Below are 3,211 nucleotides of genomic sequence, written 5' to 3' on the forward strand. Positions count from 1 at the left end.
GTTGCCTCGTCCAACGGCTTCTTTGCCATGGCGCGTATCTCCATTCAATCCGTTAGAGATATAACGCGCCAGCATCGAATCGGTTGTCATGTTTTATGGGAAACTCAATAGCTAGGAGTGGTCCGGCTGCAGGCCGTCGGCGGCAGTCGTGCCGCAATGGCTCGCTCCAGAATCATCGCCGCATCGGTAGCCTTCGTCGCCGTCGCCAGATCGTCGTACAGGTTTTGCGCTCGGCGGCGCTCCGATTACCGCACTCGCCTTGCCCAGCCGGAGACCGGCCAGGATGGTCCACGGCCCTTTGTGAATATCTTTCGGGTTACGCGTTGGCGCGCGCCCCGAGCACATGAATGTCCAATCCTCCGCTTGCCGAAGGTCCGACCTGACAACGAGATGCAACTCGGGGCGTGGAATCGCAACTCTCAGCCCGTCCATGAGGCATTCGTCGGCGAACATCGCATCAACGATCGACGGGACCAGGGTACTGGACGTTGCTTGCCCACGGTGAACGGCGTCAATGGGCATGGGCATATTGTAAACAGCGTTCGACCGTCGCGCCAACGATGCGGGATCTGTCCGTTAGAGTCTTGGAATTGCGGCATAAACCAGTCCGGGAGTTTAGCCGCCCCCCCCCCCTGCTGGCGAAATTACGGGCGGAATAGATACCAGGCGGTGTGCTACATTTCCGCACTCAACTCCTTCATTCAATATCTTGATCAATAACACGCTATCCAGGCCTAGCCTGACGCTTCCAACTTTCACAAGTTATCTTCAGACTCGCACCAATCAGCTCGTTCTGGAGCGGACTCCCGTTCTTGTCGGTGCCGGACCGCGGCCTAGATCCGCGAGCCAACGTCAACCCGATGCGGTCACTCGTCTCGAAGTATTTCAGAAAATGAGATCGGCAATGGGAGATATGTCACCTAAAGAACTAGAGGTTCTAGAGCGGATGAGTCAACCGCTACGACGGAATGATGGTCCACTCAAGATCACGATCTTGGTACCCGGCGAGATCACTAACAAGCGCGGAATGTCCTCGGCTGAGCAAAAGGAGTCTCGCGATAACTTCAAGAAGTCCGTTGTCGCTACCATGGTGGCGCCTTGGCGAGACGAGATGCGACGGGTTGCCCCCGATTTGGAAACGAAGTTCAAATTCCATTTCGGTTACAAGGGAGATTTCCCCGTAGTCAAGGAGGGAGACTACTCTGCCCCGGCAATCGAAAAGTATGGCGCTAAAGTGATAGGCGACGTTGCTCGATTTATTGCCAGAAAAAATATCGAGCGGCCAGGCAAGTATTCCGTAACGTCCAGAGACAAATATTTTGTCGCGGTGCCTGTGAATAAGCAGCCGCCCAGCAGGGGGGGGACGCAAGAGACGGCGGGTTATTTCTCAATGAATAGTACGAGCACTTTGGGACACGAAATAGGACACCAGTTAAAGGCTACGCATGCGGACGCCGACCAAGGTGTTCTCGGCTTCGGTGGCACGTACATGAGCAACACCAGACTACGAAGGACGCAGTACTCTGAACGAAACACCGAGCACATCCGTAACTACCTGGGCCTTGATCCCAAAACGGGGAAAGCAGTGCCGGCAGCCCTTTAAGAAGGCTATTTCTAGAGATCATGTATGGACCTGCCGCACCTCAAGGTACGCGGATTAAGCTTGAGGTGGGTTGCACCGCGCCTCAGAGCCGCATTGAGGGGGGCAGGTCATGAAGGATTTAGCAAGTACGTGGGCCTGGATGTACATCAGGAAACCATTGCCGTGGCGGTCGCCGACACGGCTGGCGAAGTGCGGTATCTGGGCGAGATCGTGAGCACACCCGAGGCCATTGCGAAACTCGTTGGACAGATCAAGCGGGGCACGGGCCGGCTTGCGTTCTGCTACGAAGCCGGCCCCTGTGGCTACACCATTTTCCGACAGCTGCAGGAGCTCAAGCAGGAGTGCCAGGTCGTGGCGCCCTCGCTGATTCCGAAGAAGCCGGGCGAACGTGTGAAGACCGACCGGCGCGATGCCCTAAGCCTGGCGCGCCTGCATTGCGTCGGCGAGTTGAGCCTCGTATGGATTCCTGATCACGCACAGGAGGCGCTGCGCGATCTGACCCGTGCGTGTGAGGACATCAAGCATCTGCGACATCAGGCCAAGCAACGGCTGTTGTCATTTCTGTCGCGCCATGGCCATCGCTACGCGGGCCGCTCCCGGTGGACACAAGCCCACTGCCGCTGGCTGGAGCGCATCAAGTTCGCCCGGCCGGAGCAATAGATCGTACTGCGCGAATATATCGACACGGTGCAGGCCTGAGGCAGGCGCGTGGTCAGCCTCGACCACGAATTGAGACGGCGGCACACGTCAGCGCGCTCTGGCCGGTGATCTAGGCGTTGATGGCGCTACGCGGCATCAGTCTTGACCGTCGGGGCCGAACTCAGTGATCTCGCACGGTTTGCTGGCCCGCCCCAACTGATGGCCTATCCGGGTACCCAGCGAACACTCCAGCGGCAAGCGCGAGCGCCGCGGTGGCATCACCAAGACGGGCAACAGCCACGTCCGGCGGATACTGACCGTACCCACGGGCGCGACTCACTGGAGCACGCGCACAATGGCCCGCGACAAAGCTGTCACAGACAGCTTTGTCGCGAATCTGGCGTGCCTTCGGATTACAGCCGCATCTTCAGGAGACCTTCAAGCTCTCCGCTGATTCATTTTTTGTGGACAAGGTGCGCGATATCGTCGGGCTGTACCTAGATCCGCCATTGAAGGCCATGGTGTTGTGCGTGGACGGGAAGAGCCAGATCCAGGTGCTGGACCGCACTCAGCCCATACAGCCGCTGGTCCCGGGCATCCCTGAGCGACGCACGCACGATTATATGCGCCACGGCACGACCAAACTGTTCGCGGCGCTGGACATCTCCGCGGGCGAAGTCATTGGCGAACTGCATCGACGTCATCGCAGCAGTGAATTCCTGCAGTTCCTGCTCACCATCGAGGCCAACGTGCTGCCCCAACTGGACGTGCATCTGGTGATGGACAACTACGGCACGCACAAGACCTCCGCGATCAATGCCTAGCTGGTTCCCCACCCGCGTTCCCATGTGCATTCCAGAGCTATTGTCGGATCTGGTGTATGGGGTTGAGGCGGGGAATTGAGAAGGCGGTGGCGGTTGGCTGAGAATGTTGCTTGTCGAGAGTAACAACCAGCTAACCGGAATCCAC

Annotated in this window: 2 protein-coding genes and 1 pseudogene; all 3 read left to right on the forward strand. The window is 58.2% G+C overall.

Features of this window, described 5'->3' with window-relative positions:
- The first annotated feature begins 904 nt into the window (after positions 1-904).
- Entirely contained in the window at positions 905-1,603 is a 699-nt protein-coding gene (locus tag HV796_RS41100; protein WP_175233396.1) for a hypothetical protein, read from the forward strand.
- 129 nt (positions 1,604-1,732) lie between these two features.
- On the forward strand, positions 1,733-2,263 hold the full coding sequence (locus HV796_RS45120) for an IS110 family transposase (protein ID WP_246356367.1): 531 nt from the start codon (positions 1,733-1,735) through the stop codon (positions 2,261-2,263).
- 295 nt (positions 2,264-2,558) lie between these two features.
- A pseudogene (locus HV796_RS41110) lies at positions 2,559-3,063 on the forward strand (IS630 family transposase); the annotation flags it as partial.
- Positions 3,064-3,211 lie beyond the last annotated feature (148 nt).

It is taken from the genome of Paraburkholderia humisilvae (assembly GCF_902859855.1).
GTDB lineage: Bacteria > Pseudomonadota > Gammaproteobacteria > Burkholderiales > Burkholderiaceae > Paraburkholderia > Paraburkholderia humisilvae.

Coding starts and splice junctions, on each gene's coding strand:
- HV796_RS41100 (WP_175233396.1), top strand. CDS start 905: ATGGGAGATATGTCACCTAAAGAACTAGAGGTTCTAGAGCGGATGAGT.